This is a genomic window from Hymenobacter plasmatis (assembly GCF_020711255.1).
Lineage (GTDB): Bacteria > Bacteroidota > Bacteroidia > Cytophagales > Hymenobacteraceae > Hymenobacter.
The window spans coordinates 75454-93838 of sequence record NZ_JAJFAW010000013.1 but is presented as its reverse complement, the minus strand read 5'-3'; the positions used below and the strand labels follow the sequence as shown (position 1 = coordinate 93838).

17 protein-coding genes are annotated in these 18385 nt (G+C 56.3%); 3 read left to right on the top strand and 14 right to left on the bottom strand.

Annotation, left to right across the window (positions count from 1 at the left end):
• Positions 1-63: 63 nt before the first annotated feature.
• Positions 64-1899 carry an excinuclease ABC subunit UvrC gene (gene uvrC, locus LJ738_RS11270; RefSeq protein ID WP_227786421.1) on the top strand — a complete coding sequence of 612 codons (1836 nt, stop codon included), beginning with the start codon at positions 64-66 and terminating at the stop codon, positions 1897-1899.
• A 116-nt stretch (positions 1900-2015) separates the two neighbouring features.
• Here uvrC and porN read toward each other — a convergent pair whose 3' ends face one another.
• From porN to lipB, 10 genes are all read right to left on the bottom strand, one after another.
• Complete coding sequence (gene porN / locus LJ738_RS11265; RefSeq protein WP_227786420.1) at positions 2016-3008, bottom strand: type IX secretion system ring subunit PorN/GldN; 993 nt, start codon at positions 3006-3008, stop codon at positions 2016-2018.
• A gap of 59 nt (positions 3009-3067) precedes the next feature.
• On the bottom strand, positions 3068-4648 hold the full coding sequence (gene porM, locus LJ738_RS11260; RefSeq protein ID WP_227786419.1) for a type IX secretion system motor protein PorM/GldM: 1581 nt from the start codon (positions 4646-4648) through the stop codon (positions 3068-3070).
• Between the two features lie 49 nt (positions 4649-4697).
• Positions 4698-5471, bottom strand: a complete 774-nt coding sequence (gene porL / locus LJ738_RS11255) for a type IX secretion system motor protein PorL/GldL (protein WP_410779915.1) — start codon at positions 5469-5471, stop codon at positions 4698-4700.
• 108 nt (positions 5472-5579) lie between these two features.
• A complete protein-coding gene (gene porK / locus LJ738_RS11250; RefSeq protein ID WP_227786417.1) occupies positions 5580-6599 on the bottom strand; it encodes a T9SS ring complex lipoprotein PorK/GldK in 1020 nt (339 codons plus the stop codon).
• A gap of 248 nt (positions 6600-6847) precedes the next feature.
• The gene (locus tag LJ738_RS11245; protein WP_227786416.1) at positions 6848-7843 is read right to left on the bottom strand and encodes a PorP/SprF family type IX secretion system membrane protein; all 996 of its coding nucleotides are present in this window, start codon (positions 7841-7843) and stop codon (positions 6848-6850) included.
• 165 nt (positions 7844-8008) lie between these two features.
• Positions 8009-8839, bottom strand: a complete 831-nt coding sequence (locus tag LJ738_RS11240; RefSeq protein ID WP_227786415.1) for a uroporphyrinogen-III synthase — start codon at positions 8837-8839, stop codon at positions 8009-8011.
• 76 nt (positions 8840-8915) lie between these two features.
• Positions 8916-10106, bottom strand: coding sequence for a DUF4271 domain-containing protein (locus LJ738_RS11235; protein WP_227786414.1), 1191 nt, complete (start codon positions 10104-10106; stop codon positions 8916-8918).
• 14 nt (positions 10107-10120) lie between these two features.
• A complete protein-coding gene (locus tag LJ738_RS11230; RefSeq protein ID WP_227786413.1) occupies positions 10121-11209 on the bottom strand; it encodes an MraY family glycosyltransferase in 1089 nt (362 codons plus the stop codon).
• A gap of 72 nt (positions 11210-11281) precedes the next feature.
• Complete coding sequence (locus tag LJ738_RS11225; protein WP_227786412.1) at positions 11282-11698, bottom strand: hypothetical protein; 417 nt, start codon at positions 11696-11698, stop codon at positions 11282-11284.
• A gap of 4 nt (positions 11699-11702) precedes the next feature.
• On the bottom strand, positions 11703-12527 hold the full coding sequence (lipB, locus tag LJ738_RS11220; protein ID WP_227786411.1) for a lipoyl(octanoyl) transferase LipB: 825 nt from the start codon (positions 12525-12527) through the stop codon (positions 11703-11705).
• 201 nt (positions 12528-12728) lie between these two features.
• Between lipB and LJ738_RS11215 the strand changes: the two genes are divergently transcribed.
• A complete protein-coding gene (locus LJ738_RS11215) occupies positions 12729-13088 on the top strand; it encodes a YraN family protein (protein ID WP_227786410.1) in 360 nt (119 codons plus the stop codon).
• A gap of 36 nt (positions 13089-13124) precedes the next feature.
• On the opposite strand, the gene LJ738_RS11210 is transcribed toward LJ738_RS11215, so the two are convergent.
• A complete protein-coding gene (locus LJ738_RS11210) occupies positions 13125-14162 on the bottom strand; it encodes a toxin-antitoxin system YwqK family antitoxin (protein ID WP_227786409.1) in 1038 nt (345 codons plus the stop codon).
• A gap of 127 nt (positions 14163-14289) precedes the next feature.
• Positions 14290-15114: a cyanophycinase gene (locus tag LJ738_RS11205; protein ID WP_227786408.1), complete on the bottom strand. Its 825-nt coding sequence runs from the start codon at positions 15112-15114 to the stop codon at positions 14290-14292.
• 169 nt (positions 15115-15283) lie between these two features.
• On the opposite strand from LJ738_RS11205, the gene mgtE reads away from it, so the two are divergent.
• Complete coding sequence (gene mgtE / locus LJ738_RS11200) at positions 15284-16660, top strand: magnesium transporter (RefSeq protein WP_227786407.1); 1377 nt, start codon at positions 15284-15286, stop codon at positions 16658-16660.
• A gap of 95 nt (positions 16661-16755) precedes the next feature.
• Here the strand turns inward: mgtE and arfB are convergent, their stop codons facing one another.
• Positions 16756-17160 carry an alternative ribosome rescue aminoacyl-tRNA hydrolase ArfB gene (arfB, locus tag LJ738_RS11195; protein WP_068190128.1) on the bottom strand — a complete coding sequence of 135 codons (405 nt, stop codon included), beginning with the start codon at positions 17158-17160 and terminating at the stop codon, positions 16756-16758.
• A gap of 133 nt (positions 17161-17293) precedes the next feature.
• Positions 17294-18241 carry a 3-oxoacyl-ACP synthase III family protein gene (locus LJ738_RS11190; protein ID WP_227786406.1) on the bottom strand — a complete coding sequence of 316 codons (948 nt, stop codon included), beginning with the start codon at positions 18239-18241 and terminating at the stop codon, positions 17294-17296.
• Between the last annotated feature and the right edge of the window lie 144 nt (positions 18242-18385).

Sequence of the window (18385 nt, the reverse complement as noted above, 5' to 3'; positions counted from 1 at the left end):
TACCGTTGTATTGGGTGTTCTTCCTTCCAGAAAATCCGTACAACCCGTCTTAATCCGTGATTTATGGCCGCCAAAGAGCACCTGCAAGCCCAAATAAGCGCCCTGCCACACAAGCCCGGCGTGTACAAGTATTTTGACGATGAGGGCATTATCTACGTGGGCAAGGCCATCGACCTGCGCAAGCGGGTGAGCAGCTACTTCACGAAGCAAGACCACAACAAGAAAACCCAGCAGCTGGTCAAGAACATCAAGCGCATCGAATTCACGATTGTGGACTCTGAATCCGATGCCTTTCTGCTTGAGAACAACCTCATCAAGCAGCATCAGCCCAAGTACAACATCCTGCTCAAGGACGGCAAAACGTATCCGTACATCTGCCTGACTAACGAGCGATTCCCGCGCCTCATTCCCACCCGCAACAAGATTAACGACGGCTCGCGCTACTACGGCCCCTACGCCAATGGCACGGCCTTGAACGTGCTCTTGGAGCTCATCCGGGCCCTGTACCCACTGCGCACCTGCAACTTCAACCTGAGCCCGCAAAACGTGGCTGCCGGTAAGTTTAAGGTTTGCCTGGAGTATCACTTGGGCAATTGCAAGGGTCCCTGCGAAAACCACGAGGACGAAGCGCAGTACAACGGCTACATCCAGCAAATCCGCAACATCCTCAACGGCGACCTGCGCGTGCCCAAGCAGTACTTCCGCGAGCAAATGACTGCCGCCGCCCAGGACATGCAATACGAGCTGGCGCACCAGTTCAAGGTCAAGCTCGATAAGATTGAGGCCTTCCAAGTGAAGAGCACCATCGTCCACGCCACGCTGACCAACATCGACGTGTTCGCTATTGCCAGCAACGAGAAATCGGCCTTTATCACCTACCTCAAGGTGATGAACGGGGCTATCATTCTTACGCAGTCGCTGGAAGTGCAGAAGAAGCTGGACGAGGAGGATGCCGAAATCCTAGCGCCCTTGGTGATGCAAATGCGCCAAGAATTCGAAAGCGAATCCCGCGAAATACTCACCAACGTGGCCCTGGAGCTCCCCCTTCCCGGCGTCACCGTATCAGTACCTCAGATTGGGGACAAGCGCAAGCTTATTGAGCTGGCCCTCAAAAACGTGCTGTACGCCCGCAAGGAAAAGGAAAGCATGAACGACCGCAGCAAGGACCTCAACGAGGTGCGCATCATGGAAACCATCAAGAAGGACCTGCGCCTTACCGAGCTGCCCAAACATATTGAGTGCTTCGACAACTCCAACTTCCAGGGCGACAACCCTGTGGCCGCGATGGTTTGCTTCCGCAATGCCAAGCCCAGCAAGAAAGACTACCGCCATTACCACATCAAGACCGTCGTGGGTCCCAACGACTTTGACTCCATGTACGAAGTGGTATCGCGCCGTTATCGCCGCCTCGTCGACGAAGGAGCCAGCCTTCCCCAACTCGTCATCGTCGACGGCGGCAAGGGCCAGCTCAGCATGGCCGTAAAGGCTTTAAAAGACTTAAATCTCTGGGGACAGATTCCCGTCATCGGCATCGCCAAGCGCCTGGAGGAAATCTATGTTCCCAACGACCCACTGCCACTCTACATCGACAAGAAGAGTGAGTCCCTGCGCCTATTCCAGCGCATGCGCGACGAAGTGCACCGTTTCGGCATTACCTTCCACCGCTCCCGTCGCGACGCAGCCACCCTTAAAACTGAGCTAACCGATGTGAAAGGTCTCGGCCCCGTCACTGCCGATAAGCTCCTCAACAAGTTCAAGTCCGTCAAGAAAATCCGGGAGCTTAGCGAAGCCGAGCTCATTGCCGAAGTGGGCAAAGCCAAAGCTAAGGTTCTCCAGAATTACTTCGCCGAAAACGAGGCGCCCTCCCATCCCATGCCTGCCAGACAGCTCCCCAGCTAACAAGGCTGCCTCATACGAAAAAGGCCCCCGCAGTAAGTACTGCGGGGGCCTTTTATTTCTACCTTAGTTGACTTCACAATCCATAAAATCAGCTCAACTTTGAGCCAATTTGTGGTTTAGAAGCTCCACAGGTTGTACTCGTATTCAATCAGGTCGGCAGCGGTTTGCTGAGCTGCGAGGATGCCTTGCTGGGCACCGCCGTAGATGTCATCCAGACGGCTATCGCCAGCGTTCGATACTTTGGTGATGTAGGAGTTGAACAACCACAGTTCGAAGGCATCAGCCAGGTTCTTGTGCTGCGCGTCGTTCTCGGCGTTAAACCAGATGGCGTTCTCCGGATTGGCGCGGAATACCTTCACTAGGTCGCTGTACTTGAACGTGCCGATGGGCTTCTCAATGCCTGAGGTATTCGAGGGCAAGGTCGAAGGCACCAGCAGGGTGATGGACTTAATGTCGTGATACATTCTCGACCGCTTCTTGTCGAAAATCATATCCTCTTTTATCTCCATCTCATACAAGTCCTTGTAGCGGTACTCGTTGCCAGCAGGAGCAGGTGCAGCAACGGGAGCAGCAGCTACCGTTTCCATAATCACCTTGCCCTTCTTGTCCTTCAGCTGCTTGCCGTTCTTGTCCAGCTTGGGCCGGCGAATGGTTTTAGCTGCTGTAGCCTTGCTTGCGCCCTTTTTGGGAGCAGGAGTACCCCAGCCATCGTCACTGCCACCACCGTTCAGGTCTTTCTCACTGAAACCAGCTGCTTTCTCTTCGTCGCTCAGCTTGAATCCTTCGTCAACATAAGACATGTTGCCGGTTACTTCCTGCGGGTTGAACGTGGAAGTAAGCGAGTCACTCTTGTAAGCCTGCAGTTCGCCGCGCTTCACCGCTTCGAGAATAATGCGGCTGATTTCCTTGCCTTCCGAGAACATGGGCTTGTTCTGCTTCTCGCGCAGGTCTACCTGGCGCCAGATGCTCTTGCGGAACATTTGGTCCGAAGGCGGAATGGGCCGGTGCGAACCCGTGCTGGTGGCCGTAGTGGCTTGCTCCTGGGCCGAAGCCGTGAGTGACAACGACAAACCAGCAGCAATTGCGGCCAAGGTGTGAATGGATTTCATAACGGGCAAAAGCAGATTTACTTTAAGATAGTTCGCTAACGTGGGTAGCGCCTGTGATATTATAGCAGGGGCACGTTGAATTGCTTGGACACATTTACCGTCTCAACATTGCCTTGGAAGTTCAAGCGCTGCACTTCCTTCACCTCGATGTAAATACGGTCGCCTTCGCGGTAAGCATTCACGATGTCGCTAAGGTTAGCCTCGGGACCGTTTACCGTTCTCGTTTGAATTGCAGGACGACGGCCACGTACCAGCGTTACCTCGTAGCGAGACACACGGTACCGGGCATCATCTGGGAGGAAAGTGGCAAAGCCAGCGTCGGGAATAGCACGTAGCGTCATCGAGCGCACAGCAGTACCGGGAGTACCCTGCTTTTCGTTTACCTGACGGCCACCCACGAAGCATTCGATGGTAGGCTTGGGGATAGGACGAACCTGGAAAGTCTGTGAGCCGATGGCATTGCCGCCGCTGCTCACGTTCAAGGTTACTTCTTTAGAGTTGGGCACCAAGGTTACGTCGCCAGTCTTAGAACCAGGCAGCACGGAGGCACCCGAGGCCGAGAAGCTAGGCTTGTATTGAGCACCCAAAGCAGGTACTGATACGTTCAGCTTGTTGCCGCACTTGAAATACAGAGCCTGCACCGAAGCCGACTGAATCTGCATAACTGGTTTGGTAATGGTATACTCTACCTTTTTGGTGAAGGTAGTGTCACGTCCATTCTGGTTAAAGCGGATAGTACCAGTCCACGAAGCTTTAGCGTTACCGGAAGCATCAAAGTTGCCGGGGCGAGCCGTAAACTCAATCTTACCATGGCCGTCGGGCCCAACGGGGATGGGCGAACCATTCAACGTCATCCGTGGGCTAATGCTCGAAGCTGATGCCGTCAGGAAAAGCTCAGCTTTGTATTTAGTGCCGGCAGCTACCGTGTTCGACTCAGCGCTAGCGAAAGCACCGATTTTGTCAAATACGATGGTTTTGGCACCTACTTTCTCAGCTTGCTTCTGCAACGCTTCGGCTTCCATCTTCAGAATTTCTGTCTCCTTTTGGGAGATGGTAGCCAAAGCGGCCACAACCGGAGTGTTCTCGAAGTTGAGCTCAGCGAAATTCTTGGTCTTCTGCGACTTCTCCGTTACACGAGCGTCTTCTTTAGCGTCAAGCGCCAGCGGAGTGGCCGAAGGCACAAACTGCTTCATGTACTCAGCGTACTCGTTCAGTTTGGGCTTCATGGTGGTATAGGCAATGCCGTTCTTCTTACCACCGAGCATGGTAATAGCTACCTTGTCTTCACCGCTCATGTTCTTAACCTCACCTGCGGTGTTTTCAGTAGCCTTCAAGAGCTGCTCGCGTACATCACGCAGGTAAGAAACGATGTCCTTCGTCTTCTGACGAATTTCCTCGCTTTGCTTTAACACAGCCTGGTCACGGGCCTGATTTTGGTTTTTCACCACTGCCGCCTGAATACCTTTAACGGTACCATCGGCAGCAACCGATGTTTTGTCATTGACGCTCAGCAAGCTGTCGTCAATAAACTTGAACTTCAGCAGGATTGCTGAGTTCACTTGGAGCGCCAGAAGAGCCGTTAGCACGAGGTACATCATGCCAATCATCTTCTGCCGCGGAGTTTCTTTTCCGCCTGCCATTATCTGTTTCCTCTAAAATTGGATGAAGAACTGAATTGCTGCCTAAGCATTAGGCTTGGGCCGGAGCCCGCATGGCGTTCAGCATGTTGCCGTACACACGGTTGAGCGACGTGAGGTTGCTCGTCAAATCAGATACTTGCTTCTGGAACTGTTCGGTGTCCTTGCCGGCCTGGGTCATGTTATCCATGGCCTTGCTGAGCGTACCGTAGAACTGGTTCATGGACTTCAGGTGCGTGTTGGCATCCTGCAGCTCCATCTCGTAAACAGCGTTCAGTGCGCCCAAGTTCTTGGTCACGTTCTGTACCTGCATGTGGTACTCTTTGGCGTCGGAGGTAGCATTCGACATAGCCGAAATAGCTTCTACCGTATTGCCGTAGGCTACGTTGATTTTATCGAGCGACTCCGCAGCCGAACGCACCTTCTTGGTGTATTCGTCGGTCACATTGGTAGCCTCGCCCAGCTGCGACAGCTGCGAGGTAGTGGTGCTGAGGCGGTTCAAGCCCTGGCCCAGGTTGGTGAGGGCTTCGGGAGTAACGTTGGCATTCTTCAACATGTCGTCCAACTTCATGGTCAGGCCCTTGGCCGAATTATCGGTCGAGAAGCTAGGGTTGCCCGTAGAGGGGTCGTAGCCTTCGCTCAATTCGGGGTATACCAACGACCAATCGTGCTCCTTCGACTGCGGTTGGAATGCGCTGAGGAAGAAGATAACGGCTTCTGTACTCAAACCTGCGATAAGCATCTGGTCAGCACCGTTCCAGTGTTCAATTTTGAATAGTGCACCAACGATTACAACTGCTGCACCGATGCCATAGATTTTGGGCATCAGCGTATCGTAGAGAAAATTTCCTTTAGCTGCCATGAGAATTTAACTATTGATTGGAGAAGGTGTTAATGGGTAGGGTGGTGGATGTGGCGTCAGCCGTTTGAAACCTTAGTTGAGGGAATTGTTGCTACCCATGCCAATCTGAATCATCGAGCAGCGGAAGCCGATGTACGAGCGAGCAGAGTCCTGGTATTCGAAGTTGCGAGTACCGGTTTCGAGGAAGTAAGCTATGTCCTTCCACGAACCACCCCGAACTACTTTGCGGGGCTCGTTATCATCTGGATTGGTCGGGTTCAAGTCCCATACTACCGGAACCGAAGCCTCCATATAAGCATCATCACACCATTCCGACACGTTGCCGGCCATATCATACAGGCCAAAGTCGTTGGGGAAGAACGAACCTACTTCAGCCGTATAGGCAAAGCCATCGGAAGCATAATCACCGCGGCCTGGCTTAAAGTTCGCTAGCATGCAGCCTTTGGTGTTGCGCAAGTAAGGACCGCCCCATGGGTAGGTAGCTAGGTCGCGGCCACCACGAGCAGCATACTCCCACTCTGCTTCGGAAGGCAGACGGAAGTTGGGGTCATTGGCATAACCGCTTTCCTCACGTGCCGCATTCCGGAACTTGGTGCGCCAGTTGCAGAAATACTTAGCAGCAAACCAGTCCACACCAACTACTGGATAGTCGTCGAAAGCTGGGTGCGTATAGTAGTACTCCAGCAATGGGTCACCCATGTGGTAGGTAAAGTCCCGAACCCACACGGTGGTGTCGGGATACAGTTCCGTCATCACGTACTCTTCGCCTAGCACATCCAGCGAGTCCTGCTTGATGGCGTCCATGAACTGGCGGTACTCGTTGTTGGTGATTTCCGTCTCGTCCATGTAGAAGCCGGCAATGGTCACCTGCTTGTTCATGTTCACCATGGAAGCAGATATGTCCTGGTCGGTCTGACCCATGTGAAACGTCCCCCCTGGGCAAGGAACCATACCAAAAGGCACTTCCTGAGGGTTAAAGATAGGACGCTCGTCGGAACCAACGAGTTCGCCCTGAGGCCCTTTACCAAATCCACACCCGCCCAATAATGCCCCGGAGATAGCGAAAAGGGATATTGCTAGAAGCTTGTTCATGAGAGTTAAAAATTCTGTTTTGTTGCCAATACCGCTAAAGTACAGTTGGATGGGCTGGCAAATCTACATGTTTTTGGGATACTGTGCAATACCCAATATTTTCTACACAGAGCCAAATCAGGGGAAAACACGCTGAATGGCGTAAATAACTCGTTTAATTCGTTTTATAGCCTGTGGGCCTGACTGGAATTTGTCCTAACTAAAGAAAAAAACAGCACCCTTGCAGAATAGGTCGGTAAATAGGAAAATTAGAAGCTATAGCGTGGTGTGCGGATGGCCGGCCGGGTAGCTAAACCGGGCTTGGGCAAGCGGTAAGAGAGCATAATTTCATGCGAGCTGAATGCTCGGGCATCTTGATTGAAAGCAATGAAATCGAACGCATAACCGACGCGCATAGCATTGTCTTTTGCAAAGCTCAGGCCAAGAAGGCCGGAAAAAGATTCTTGATGGCGGTAGTTGACTCCAGCCCAATATTTATCGTCAATAGTGGCACGAACGCCACCTTCGAAAGAGTAGTTCTTTGCGTTGTCAAATTTGCTGGTACTTGAGAACTTGCCGGGCAACACGGCTTTCACGAGAACCATGGGCGTCACGACAACGGAAGACGTAGCATCGATATTGTACCCCGCCGTGAAATAAGCGTGATTTTCCGCCAAGTACTTGCTTGCAGTACCCTTCGTGCCGGCGCTCTTAAACGAGTACTCGGAACGAGCGAGATTGTTGAGACTTAAACCTGCATACAGCTTGGGCGACTCGTACCATACGCCAGCGCCCGCGTCAAACTTGCTGTCGGAAGCGTCTTTCGGCACGTTGATGTCTTCCGGGTCGATGGCATTGTAAGTGCCTTTGCTCAAATAAGTGTAGATGCCCTGAATGCCTACGCCTAGCTTGCCTGACCCTAACTTGATGTGCTGCGAATACGAGAGGGCTGCATTAGTCATTTTCGACTGGCCTACCTGGTCGTAGTACACGGCCAGGCCCACCCCGCCGTTGAGGGCCAGAATCGGCAAAGAGGCCGTCACCAAACCTGTGCGTGGCGAACCGCCACCATCGAAGGTGCCACTATAGTTCAAGTACTGGTAGCGACCAATCAGGCTAACCTCCCCCTGCCCCTTGATACCGGCGTAAGCCGGGTTCAGGTACATGCCATTGAGACCGTAATGCGTGAACTGGGGCTGCTGCTGAGCAAGCGCAGTGCCAGCTGCTGCGGTGAGCAGCAGAGTCGCGAGTAGCGTTACTTTCATAGGGCGGGGCACTGGCGGTGCAAGAAGAAAGCGGGCGGTGGGGAGGCGGCAGACGCGAAGGGGGTACTAGCTTCCAAATGTAAGTGAAAAACGCTCTTCAAAAAATTCGGGCAAAAAAAACCGGCGCAAGGGTGGGTTGCGCCGGTTCTCAGTCAATTAAGTAGCTTAAACCTTCGGATTGGCGTTCTTGGAGCTGGTTTTCCCGACCTCGGGCTGGGCATGCCGCCGGATGTAAGCCTCGATTGCGCCCGTCATCGACGGGGCATTGGGATGAGGTGCTTCGATATCCAGGATTAGGCCCGCATCAATTACGGCTTTGGCAGTGGTGGGGCCAAACGCGGCAATGCGCGTGCCATCCTGCACGAAATCAGGGAAGTTGATGAAAAGCGAGCTGATGCCGGACGGGCTAAAGAAGGCGATGCAGTCGTACTTCACATCCGACAGGTCGGACAGGTCGCTGGCTACGGTACGGTAAATCACCGCTTCCGAAAACTTGAGGTTGTTGGCACGCATAAACACCGGAAGGTCGTCCTTACGAATGTCGGAGCAGGGGTACAAGAAGTTCTCCCCTTTGTGCTTTTTTATCACCTCAAACAGGTCGGCGGCCGTGCGCTGGCCCACAAACAGCTTGCGCTTGCGAAGCACGATGTACTTCTGCAAGTAGTTGGCGGTCTGCTCTGAAATACAGAAGTACTTCATCTCGGCCGGCATCTCTAGCTTGGCTTCTTGGCAGATGCGAAAAAAATGGTCAACGGCGTTCCGGCTGGTGAAAATAACAGCTGTGAAGTCCGGTATATTTATTTTTTCGCGCCGAAAATCCTTATAGGATACGGGCTGCACCTCGATGAACTCTCTAAAATCGACTTGGATGCCGTATTTCTCGGCAATGGCGAAGTAGGGAGATACGTCGTTGGTGGGCTTGGGCTGGGTAACCAGGATACTTGTGATGCGCTTGGCATGCCGGCCTGTACCCGGCTTATCTGCACTCTCGGCCATACAGGAAAATAAAGGGTAATGCTAGGACAATAAGAGGAGAGAAAGGGACTAATTCGGACAGGGCGACGAGCGCCAATCAGTACGTAAAGACGATAAGTTTAAGTAAAACCAGTAAAGGCAATACTTCAGTAGCGCAAAGGTAAGCAAACAAATGCAGATTCAGCAGCGAAGCGTGCTGATGCAGAGTGCGGGCCACGCGCAGTACGGTGCCGACAAGCACGATGCCAATAACCGCACTAGCTGCCCAGGCCACCGTGCGCGGGTAGCTACTGTTGAGGCTAAGGTAAAGCAGCAGTACCAGGGGCAGAAACAGCCCACCGAGCAATGTGGTGCGCAGAAACTCCCGATACTGGATGTTGACGAGGGGCTGCAGCCCAAAAATGTAGCCCATAACCTCCAGATACACATACTTTCCGAATATGAAGACGGTGATGACGGCAGTGTAAAGGACAACGCGGCCCACGATGGCGGTTTCCGGCACGTCGAAGAAGCGACGCAGTAAAGGCAGGTTCTGCAAGTCGGTATGGATGGCCGTGAGCAGCAACGCAAACGACAGGGCAAAGAGCAGGACCAACAGCAGGTTGAGCAGCGAAAACGCAGGCTTCGCCAGAAAGGCCTGCTGGTCGCTGCCGCCACCAAACAACTCCTCAATCTGGAAAATGCGGGCCAAACCCGGCTGGTACGCCGACCGAACCGCTCCGTAGGATAGCCCCAGCACCAGCAAAAAACCTAGATACACATTCTGGCCCTGGGGCCGGGGCAGCCGGGGTTGGGCCTGCTCGGCGCGAACTTTTGCCTGCCCGGCCGAAGCACTGCTGGCGCTCACGCCAGAAAATGACGCCAGCGCGGGCGACCCATCGGGCTGCCACACGGCCAGCAGATGCGTACCAGCCGATAGTTGAGCTGGTAGCAGCTGCGCCAGGTCCAGGGAATACGTTGTTGCCGTCTTCGCGGTGAAGACGAGCTGGTTATCGATAAAAATGCTGAGGCCCGGCTGCGCCGCAAAAGACAGCGGGAAGGGCTGGCTATGGTTAAGCCGCACCCACTGGTAGTAGGCGTGCGCGGGCTGGTGGTAGCCGGGCAGGTAGAATATCAGCCGGTTGCGGGCGGCGTCGTGGATAAGCCAATCGTCGGAAAGGGCTGTGGGCGAGGCCGGCGGAAGCTGCCGGTACTCGCTGGCCTGCGCCGGGCGCACCGCGGCCACCATTGCCAAGAACAGGCCGCACGTGAGCAGCCACAACGTTCGCAACGAGCCCGTAGGTAACATGATGAGGTGAGCGACTAGGCTAATTTACTGCTTTCGGCGGCCAGCAACTGGCGGCGCGAAATGCGGCTTTGGTACACACCGAAGAAGATGCTCAGCAAGGCCGAGAAGCCAGCTAGGGCCGCGATGAGCACCGTGTTGCCAAGCGAAGCAAACCGAATTACGAACAAGATAACCAGCACGTTGAGCAAGCCCAGCAGCAGCACAGTGCTGATTTGCTGAAAGCCCATGGCCAGAATGCGGTGATGGATGTGGTTTTTATCCGGTGAGAAAGGCGAGCGGCCCGCTAGCATGCGCAGCGAGAACACCCGGATGGTATCGAACAAAGGCACAAACAGAATGCCAACGGCGACCGATGGGGAAGCAGAGCCGAAAGGCTGGCCCACTCGCAGCCCCATTTCGATGAACTGAATGGCCAGCACCGATACAATAAAGCCACATACCAGCGAACCGGTATCGCCCATAAAAATGGGGGCCCGGTGGAAGTTATACCGCAAGAAGCCCAGCAACCCACCAATGAGGCAAACCGCTACATAAGAGTAGTTGCTGTAGCCGGGGCCGCCGTACACATAAAAATAATAACCGAATGTGCTACAGATAATTAATACGATAGTACCCGCTAAGCCGTCCAGCCCGTCGATGAGGTTGATGGCGTTGGTAATGCCCACGATGACGCCCAACGTGAAGGCGTAGCTAATGCCGACTGGCAATTCTCCCACGCCCAGAATGCCCTGGAAGCTGGTGATGCGCACGTCGGCCATTATCATCACGATGCCGGTGGCGAGCAACTGGCCCACAAACTTCTTCGAAACCGACATGCCCACCAAGTCATCTTTCAGCCCAACGAAGAACAGGATGATGCAGCCAGCCAGCAGCTCCTTGGCGCCGTTTTGAAGCGGAGCGAAGATGGTTAGGGCCGACATGAAGCCAGCGAACACGGCCACGCCGCCCAAGCGGGGCGTGAGCGACTGGTGCACGGTGCGCCCGTTGGGCGTGTCCAGCATGTTTTTGAGGTGGGCAATGTAGATGATGGAAGGCACAGCGAAGAGCGAGACCAACAATGCCCACATCCAAGCCAAGCCTAGTGGAATATCAAAATGAATCATAGAAAATATATTAAGAAAAAACGACCCAACCCAGCAGAAAGAATCACAATTCAGAACGGCAGAAAAGAATATTTAGCTGTGCAGTACGCCCTCCCGGTCGAGCAGGGAGATGTGCGTGAGGTTGTCGGCCACGATGGAGTCGGGCACGAAAATGAATTTTTTGTCGAAAATCTGGGGGCCGTGATAGTAGCTCACCCAATACTGATTATTGAGATGAAACAGAGCCGGGTCGATGGGCTCGACGGGGACGGCGGTGCGGGGCGGCACTTCTTCGAACAGGTAGCGCAAGGTGGAGGTGCGCACCTTTTCGCCATCCGCCTGCTGGCCGTAGCCGTTGGCGTTCACAATCACATTTTCAAGGGGAAAAGCGTTGTGATTGAGCAGGTAAACCTGCCAGATGGGCTGGCCTTCGGGGGTGAGGGCCTCCTCATCGGGAATGATGGCCACTGAAACGCCCTCTACGGGGTCAAAAGGAATGTCTTGTTTCACAACCTTAGGCTTTGTTAGTGGGCAAATTCGGGGAGAGGGCCGGGCTACTGGCTCCCAATAGCTCCACCAGATGGGGCAGCAGGCGTTCCTGCACTTCGGCTACCGACACAGCCGCGCTGCTCCCCAACTCTTGTGCCAGGGAGGTAACCGCTTTATCCGTGATGCCGCAGGGCACGATATGACCGAAATACGCAAGGTCCGGGTTCACGTTCAGGGCAAAGCCGTGGAGCGTGACCCAGCGGCTGCACTTCACGCCGAGGGCGCAGATTTTGCGCGGGTTGGGGGCGCCTTCTTCCCACCCCAGCCATACGCCGGTGAGCCCGGCGATGCGGCCGGCATTCAAGCCGTATTCGGCCAAGGTGCGGATAACGGCCTCCTCCAAGATGCGCAGGTACCAGTGAATGTCGGGCCGGAAGTTGTCGAGGTCGAGGATGGGGTAGCCCACGAGCTGCCCGGGGCCGTGGTAGGTAATATCGCCGCCACGGTTGATGCGGTGGAAGCTGGCGCCGTGCACCGCCAGCGCGGCCTCGTTGAGTAGCAGGTGCTCGGGCTTGCCGCTTTTGCCCAGGGTGTAGGTGTGCGGATGCTCGCAGAGTAGCAGGTGGTTCGGTGTGGGAGCGGGCGCCGCACCGGTGGCTTCGGCTTGGCGGTTTTGAATCTTGATGGCCAGCGTAGCATCCATCAGTTCTTCCTGCAGCAGCCAAGTGGGCACGTAGTCGACCAAGCCCAGGCGCTGCACGTGCAGCGTGCGGTTGGGCGCAGGGCTGGCAGCGTTGGGCAGGGTAGCGTCGAGCAGTTGGTACGGAAACTGTTCTACGGAGGAGGCCATAAGCGTGAGGTGAGGAAACGGGACGCAAAGGTACTAAGCGCCGTAGGCATTAGCTTGCCCCTCCCCGGCCGGCGGATGCCTTCCAAGAATGGACGCTTGGCTTCCTGCCAATCGGTTGAGGTATGGCAGCCCGCGGCTAGCTTGCAGGCGCTCGACAGTGGAACTGTCAGCACGCTACTCTTTCCTCCCCTACTCTCTACTATGGCTCATGCGCCCCACGAGTTAGGCCAAGCCGGCGAAGCTGCGGCGGCCGACTACTTCCTGGCCCGCGACTACGAGGTATTTGCCCGCGGCTACCGCCACGGCCGGGCCGAAGTAGACTTGGTGCTGCGGCGCGGAGTTGAGCTGTTGGTGTTCGTGGAAGTCAAGACCCGCTCATCCGGGCAGTTTGGGCCGCCCGAAACATTTGTGTCGGCCCGGAAGAAGGACTTGTTCCGGCTCGCGGCCACGCACCTGCAAGCAGAACTGGACTGGCGCGGCGACATTCGCTTCGATATCGTGGCCCTGACCTTGCTCAGCCAGGGGTTTCGCATCGAGCATTTCGAGGACGCCTTTTATTGAGCCCAACTGCTCGTTGAGCTGAATTATTGAGCGGAATTACTTCGACCGTTTCGGGGTCGCTTTGGGTGCGGCGCGCGGCACGGGCCGGCGCATGCCGGGCCGGTCTTCGGCTTCGGGCTGGCCGCGCTTGTCGATGTTCTTTTCCTTGTCGTAGATGATGACGGCGTTGCGGTTGTACTCGCGAATGAGTTCCGGCTCGGTCACTTCTGGGTCATAGCCGGACTCAGCGTACTGGTACTCGTAATGGCGGCGGTTGCGGAAGCCCCAGTACTTGGTCCAGACGCCAACGCGCTTGCCGTTCTCAAACTGCCCGCGCCAATCGGCCTGGCCATTGATGAGGAACTTGGCGTAGTCGCCCTCCAGTTTGCCATTCACGTAAGGCACCACCTCGTTGATAAGGCTGCGGTCTTCGCCATAGTAGCTCACGTTGGCATCGCGCGGAAAGCCCATTTCGTAGTGGACCTTGCTTAGCAAGACGCCATTTTTATCGAACCGCTCCCAGCGCAAGTGTCGGGTACCCAAGGCGTAATAGCCGGTTTCGAGCACCTTGTTGTTTTGCAGCTTTTTGTAGGGGCCGTGCAGGATTTTCAGGGTGGGCGCGTCTTCTTCCACCGAGGCCAGCTTCAGAATCTTGTGCTTCTTGGTATCGTAATAGTAGTGCGCCGGGGCGTAGTCATTAATGGGCAGCGGGTACTTGAGGTAGTAGAACACCTCCACAATCTGGTTGCGGCCCTTGGGTCCCGTCTTCGAGTAAGCCCGCTTGATTTTCTCGCCCAGGAAGACCTTCTTTTTCTTCTTGGGCTTGCGCTGGGCCTCCTTCTCGGCTTCTTTGGCGGCGCGCTCCTGCTCTTTGGTAATGACCACCTTGCGGGCCGTGCTGAGCGAAGGCTGACCCTTAATAGTATCGGCAGTACGGACGAGCGTATCCGCTACCAGCGCGGCGGTAGCGGGCTGGTCGGGGTTGCTATTGAAAGACACAGCCTTCCGGGTACAGGCCCACGGCAGCAGCGTGCACAGCAGCATGGCAAGGCCCAGAAAACGCAGCGGCCGCAGCCACAAACGGGAAATACGCATGAATCGCACGGGATTATTTCGCGGCATCAACGCAAATGTAGGATGGTTTCGTGCCCGCTTAAACAATAAGGCTACAGGCAAATGGCGTTGAAAGCGGTTGGCCGTTTCCACTTGGCAGGCCTACTGTTCAGCACTCCATTACGTCCCGGGTGGCCAGGTTGAGCCGCTGGCCTGCTACCAACAAATGCACATGCAGCCGGTGGCCGCTGATGATTTTATCGTGGGCCAGGTCGGGCAGGTTGTTGTGCGTGGTTTGGGCGGCGTCGACCACCACCACGACTTCGTCGCCGAATACTTCTGCGGGCACACCCGGCCGCACGATGAGGCCGGTCTCCTCGCTCAGCCCAATGCCGAGTAGGGTAGGCTGGTCCAGCACGGCGTGCATCAGGCGGGGGTAGCGGCCGCGCTCGGCAAAGTGCTGGTCGAGCAGCACGCCGGGCAGCAAGCCCAGGCCGGGCTTCACCTCGATGCTGCCCTTTTTCAAGCTGCGCCAGCCGTGCCCGTACACCAGCATAAACTCGGCCACGGCCGAGGCCCCGGCGCTGGTGCCCGCGATGATAAAGGTATCCTCGCTCTCGTATTTATGTTTTAGAATACTCAGAAACTCGGTATCGAGCAAGAAGTCGGTGAGCCGTTCCTGGTCGCCGCCGCTCATGAAGACCAGGGTGGCGCGGCGCAGCCGCATCAGCGTAGCGGGGTCGTCGGCGGGGTGGTCTTCATCGACTTGCAAATGCCGCACGTGCCGGTAGCCCAACTGGTGCCAGGCGTGGGCGTAGGCGGCGGCGGTGCGGGCCGGCTGGCGGCGGGTGGCCGTGGTCAGCACTTCTATGGTGGCGTCGTGGTCGGGCAGCAGGCTGGCCAAAAGCGAAAGCAGCGGGTCGTCGTCGCCGCCGCCCAGCATCACAAGGATGCCGCGCGGCGCGCCAACGGAAACAGGGGAATCAACGGGCATAGGCACTGGTTTGAAGGGGCAAGATGGTGGTTTTGGCAGCAACACCACTTTGCCCGATTCCATAACGCGTTTTTTTGACCTGAAGCTGTGCTTTAGCCCTACTTTTGCAGGGCTTTTTCTCTCCTAACAATCCTGCTTGCCTAGCGAAGCACTCTCCTCCCCTCTTCCCATGCAGCCGCAGACCGTGGAAACCATCACGTCCCTGATTCAGGAGGGCGAATTTTTCAAGCTGAAGCAGGTGCTCCGCGAGTTTCAACCCTCGGAGTTGGTGGCGCTTATTGAAGAAGAAGAGGAACGCGAACAGCTTATTATCTTCCGGCTGCTGCCCCTCAAGCTGGCCACCGAGGTGTTTGAGTACTTGGACCTGGAAATCCAGCGGCACTTCCTCGACAACTTGGCCCAGGACAAGATGGCCGACATTCTCAACGAAATGTCGCCGGACGACCGCACGGCCCTGCTCGAATTCCTGCCCGCCAACTTCGTGGCCGAGCTGGTGCAGAGCCTCTCCGAAGAAGAGCGCAAGGTGACCCTGCAGCTGCTGGGCTACCCCGAAGAGTCGGTGGGCCGCCTCATGACACCCGACTACATTGCCATCCGCGAGACGTGGACGGTGCAGCAGGTACTCGACTACATTCGCCAGCACGGCGGGCAGTCCGAAACGCTGAGCATGCTCTACGTGACCGATGCCCAAGGCGTCCTGCTCGACGACATCCGCATCCGCGAGTTTTTACTGGCCGCGCCCACGGCCCGGGTGCGCGACCTCATGGACCGTCGCTTTGTGCAGCTCACCGCTACCCAGGACCAGGAAGACGCCATCGACGTGTTTCGTCGCAACGACCGCAACGCCCTGCCCGTGGTCAGCGACCAGGGCATTCTGCTCGGCATCGTGACCATCGACGACATCCTGAGCATCCGCGAGCAGGAAGACACCGAGGACATGCAGAAGCTGGGCGGCTCCGAAGCCCTCGATGAGCCCTACCTCGCCACGCCCCTCCTGCGCATGGTGCAGAAGCGGGCCGGCTGGCTGGTGGTGCTGTTTCTGGGCGAGCTGCTCACGGCCTCGGCCATGCAGTTTTTTGAAGGCGAGCTCCAAAAGGCCATTGTGCTGGTGCAGTTCATTCCGCTCATTATCAGCTCCGGCGGCAACTCGGGCTCGCAGGCCACGTCGCTCATCATCCGGGCCATGGCGCTGGGCGAGTTCACGCTCAGCGAGTGGTGGCGGGTGCTGCGGCGCGAAATCATGTCGGGGCTCGCGCTGGGCGTCATTCTGGGCATCGTCGGGTTTGCCCGCATCGCCGTTTGGCAAAGCATCACCCCCATTTATGGCCCGCATTGGCTGATGGTGGCGCTCACGGTGGGCATTGCGCTGGTAGGCATTGTGCTGTGGGGCTCACTGGCGGGCTCCATGCTACCGCTGCTGCTCAAGAAGCTGGGCCTCGACCCGGCTACTTCTTCTGCTCCCTTCGTGGCCACGCTGGTCGACGTAACTGGGCTGATTATCTACTTCACGGTGGCCCTGGTGCTATTGCACGGCACGCTGCTTTAAGCTTTCGCACAGAGTTAAAATAGGAAAAGGGAGTTACGCAGAGAGAATTTTGCTCTGCGTAACTCCCTTTTCCTATTTTAACTCTGTGCGAATACCTACTCTAGCCGCCGACGGCTAGCTTTCTTTTCGCCCTGCAGCTTCTTGCCTTCTAGACGCTTGCGCACGGCGCTTTTGCTGGGTTTAGTGGCTTTGCGGGGCTTGGGCCGGCGTAGGCTCTTTTGCAGCAGCTCGTGGAAACGGGCCAGGGCTATTTCCTTGTTGCGCAGCTGGCTGCGGTCGTCCTGGGCCGTGATGATGAGCAAGCCCTCAGCCGTAAGCTGGTTGCTCAATTTCTCCAGAATCAAGGCTTTCTGGCTCTCAGTGAGTACCTGAGAGCTCAGCAACGGAAAGCGCAGCTCCACCCGCGACTCCACCTTGTTCACGTTCTGCCCACCGGGTCCGCTGGAGCGGCTGGTTTGAAACGTGATTTCGGGCAGGAAGGCGTCGGCGGGAGGCAACATGGGGAAGTGCTGAGTTTTGAGGGTTAAATGTTGAGTTGAAATAGCCGCTCATTTAGCCCTTGGTGCTGCGACGAATGCGCAGATTGATTGGGCTTATCAGCTCAGTCAACTCTCAACATTCAAAACTCAACCCTTACTTATTCAAGAGCATGGCCCCGTAGGAATACCCGCCTCCGAACACCGTGACAATCACCTTGTCTCCGCCCTTAAGAGTGTCCCAGATTTCAGCCAGCCCAATGGCGGCTCCGGCGCACCCGGTATTGCCGAGGCGGTCGATGTTGTTCACGGCCCGGCTAGGGTCGATGCCCAGCTGCTTCACCACGTTTTTTGAAATGCGCAGGTTGGCTTGGTGCGGGATGAGGTAGGTGAGGTCGGGTGTGGCGATGTGGTGCTTGTCGAGCAGGTTCTGCGTCACGCGGGCCATGTAGATACAGGCTTGCTGAAACACGTCGCGCCCAAAAGGCATCACAATGCCTTTCTCTACGGGCTTGAGCGTCACGGCCTCATCGGCCTTGCTCACCGGAGCGGCGCCACCGGTGATGACCTCGGCAATAACCAAATCTTCGGGGCTGATGCGCTCCTTGGAGATGAGCAGAGCCGCCGCGCCGTCGCCCCACAGGTGGCCGGCCATGGTGTCCTCCTCGTTGTTGTAAGCGGTGTTGTGCTCTGTTACCACCACGATGGCGCGGGTGGCTTTGCCCATCGCAAAGTAGCCTTCCACAATCTCCACCGCGTTCAGCAAAGAAGAGCAGGCCGACGAGATGCTAACCGTTGGAATTTCGTTGATGCCAATGAAGCGCTGCACGGCGTGCGCGGCTGTGAAGATGGTATCGTGGGGCGTGTAGGTACCGGCAACCACTAGGTCGACCGTATCTTGGGCAAAGGCGGGCGCAGCGGCTAAAGCGGCCTGCGTAGCGGCAATAGCCATGGTGTTGGCATTTTCGCCGGGCCCGGCTTTGCGGCGCTCCTGGATGCCGGTTCGCTCAATTATCCACTCGTTGGCCAAGCCATTGAGGCGGGTGAAGTGAGCATTAGTGACGACTGTCTCCGGAAGGTAGGCAGCCACATGATGAAGGTACACAGGGTGGTGTTGGGTGGGAAATTCTAGTGCGCTTTGCGCCGTGGCAAAGGTACGACAACGGGCCCGCGGCGGCCGGACCGGGCAAGGATATGCCCGAATTTTATACCCCCGCTCGTTTTATGGCCGCAAATGCTGGTAGACCCA

Coding starts and splice junctions, on each gene's coding strand:
- uvrC (WP_227786421.1), top strand. CDS start 64: ATGGCCGCCAAAGAGCACCTGCAAGCCCAAATAAGCGCCCTGCCACAC.
- porN (WP_227786420.1), bottom strand. CDS start 3,008: ATGAAATCCATTCACACCTTGGCCGCAATTGCTGCTGGTTTGTCGTTG.
- porM (WP_227786419.1), bottom strand. CDS start 4,648: ATGGCAGGCGGAAAAGAAACTCCGCGGCAGAAGATGATTGGCATGATG.
- porL (WP_410779915.1), bottom strand. CDS start 5,471: ATGCCCAAAATCTATGGCATCGGTGCAGCAGTTGTAATCGTTGGTGCA.
- porK (WP_227786417.1), bottom strand. CDS start 6,599: ATGAACAAGCTTCTAGCAATATCCCTTTTCGCTATCTCCGGGGCATTA.
- LJ738_RS11245 (WP_227786416.1), bottom strand. CDS start 7,843: ATGAAAGTAACGCTACTCGCGACTCTGCTGCTCACCGCAGCAGCTGGC.
- LJ738_RS11240 (WP_227786415.1), bottom strand. CDS start 8,839: ATGGCCGAGAGTGCAGATAAGCCGGGTACAGGCCGGCATGCCAAGCGC.
- LJ738_RS11235 (WP_227786414.1), bottom strand. CDS start 10,106: ATGTTACCTACGGGCTCGTTGCGAACGTTGTGGCTGCTCACGTGCGGC.
- LJ738_RS11230 (WP_227786413.1), bottom strand. CDS start 11,209: ATGATTCATTTTGATATTCCACTAGGCTTGGCTTGGATGTGGGCATTG.
- lipB (WP_227786411.1), bottom strand. CDS start 12,527: ATGGCCTCCTCCGTAGAACAGTTTCCGTACCAACTGCTCGACGCTACC.
- LJ738_RS11215 (WP_227786410.1), top strand. CDS start 12,729: ATGGCTCATGCGCCCCACGAGTTAGGCCAAGCCGGCGAAGCTGCGGCG.
- LJ738_RS11210 (WP_227786409.1), bottom strand. CDS start 14,162: ATGCGTATTTCCCGTTTGTGGCTGCGGCCGCTGCGTTTTCTGGGCCTT.
- LJ738_RS11205 (WP_227786408.1), bottom strand. CDS start 15,114: ATGCCCGTTGATTCCCCTGTTTCCGTTGGCGCGCCGCGCGGCATCCTT.
- mgtE (WP_227786407.1), top strand. CDS start 15,284: ATGCAGCCGCAGACCGTGGAAACCATCACGTCCCTGATTCAGGAGGGC.
- arfB (WP_068190128.1), bottom strand. CDS start 17,160: ATGTTGCCTCCCGCCGACGCCTTCCTGCCCGAAATCACGTTTCAAACC.